Source organism: Arthrobacter sp. MDT2-34-1 (assembly GCF_059091365.1).
In genome coordinates this window covers 1-1,454 of record NZ_JBNHGO010000032.1, presented here as the reverse complement: position 1 = coordinate 1,454, position 1,454 = coordinate 1, and the positions used below count along the sequence as shown (strand labels likewise).

Below are 1,454 nucleotides of genomic sequence, written 5' to 3'. Positions count from 1 at the left end.
GATCCTGCAGACCAAGGAACAGTACAACCAGATGTTCACCATGCACGGCACCGTCATGCTGCTGATGTTCGCAACGCCGCTGTTCGCCGGCTTCGCGAACGTCATCATGCCGCTCCAGATCGGTGCGCCGGATGTTGCCTTCCCCCGCCTGAACGCGCTGGCGTTCTGGTTCTTCCTCTTCGGCAGCACCATCGCCGTCTCCGGCTTCATCACCCCTCAGGGTGCCGCCTCCTTCGGCTGGTTCGCCTACGCGCCGCTGTCGAATACTACGTATTCGCCCGGTGTCGGCGGGGACCTGTGGGTCTTCGGGCTGCTGCTTCAGGGTTTCGGCACCATCCTTGGTGCGGTCAACTTCATCACCACGATCATCTGCATGCGTGCCCCGGGCATGACCATGTGGCGGATGCCGATCTTCACCTGGAACACGCTGGTCACGGCCATCCTGATCCTGATGGCGTTCCCGCCGCTGGCCTCCGCCCTCTTCGGCCTGGGCCTTGACCGCCGGTTCGGCGGACACGTCTTTGACCCGGAGAACGGCGGGGCCATCCTGTGGCAGCACCTGTTCTGGTTCTTCGGCCACCCCGAGGTGTACATCATCGCCCTGCCGTTCTTCGGCATCGTCTCGGAGATCTTCCCGGTCTTCAGCCGCAAGCCGATCTTCGGCTACAAGGGCCTGGTCTACGCCACCATCGCCATCGCCGCCCTGTCGGTGACCGTCTGGGCGCACCACATGTACGTCACCGGCTCGGTCATGCTGCCGTTCTTTGCCTTCATGACCATGCTGATTGCGGTGCCCACCGGCGTGAAGTTCTTCAACTGGATCGGCACCATGTGGCGCGGCTCGCTCACCTTCGAGACCCCGATGCTCTGGAGCCTGGGCTTCCTGGTCACCTTCCTCTTCGGCGGCCTGACCGGCATCATCCTGGCCTCCCCGCCGCTGGACTTCCACGTCTCCGACACCTACTTCGTGGTCGCCCACTTCCACTACGTGGTCTTCGGCACCGTGGTCTTCGCCATGTTCGCCGGCTTCTACTTCTGGTGGCCCAAGTGGACCGGCAAGATGCTCAACGAGCGCCTGGGCAAGATCCACTTCTGGCTGCTGTTCCTGGGCTTCCACGGCACCTTCCTGATCCAGCACTGGCTGGGCGTGCTGGGCATGCCGCGCCGCTACGCGGACTACCTGCCCGAGGACAACTTCACCGCGATGAACCAGTTCTCCACCATCGCCTCCTTCGTGCTCGGCGCCTCGCTGATCCCGTTCTTCTGGAACGTCTACATCACCTGGCGCAGCGCCAAGAAGGTCGAGGTGGATGACCCCTGGGGCTTCGGCGGATCGCTGGAGTGGGCCACCTCCTGCCCGCCGCCGCGGCACAACTTCACCTCGCTGCCGCGCATCCGCTCCGAGCGGCCCGCCCTGGACCTGCACCACCCGGAACTGATGCAGACCCACACCC

Annotated in this window: 1 protein-coding gene; it reads left to right on the top strand. The window is 64.2% G+C overall.

Annotated features, from left to right (window positions below):
* Positions 1–1,454: aa3-type cytochrome oxidase subunit I (gene ctaD, locus AC5RVV_RS17355; RefSeq protein ID WP_494002603.1), on the top strand; the 1,454-nt coding region annotated here is incomplete at both ends.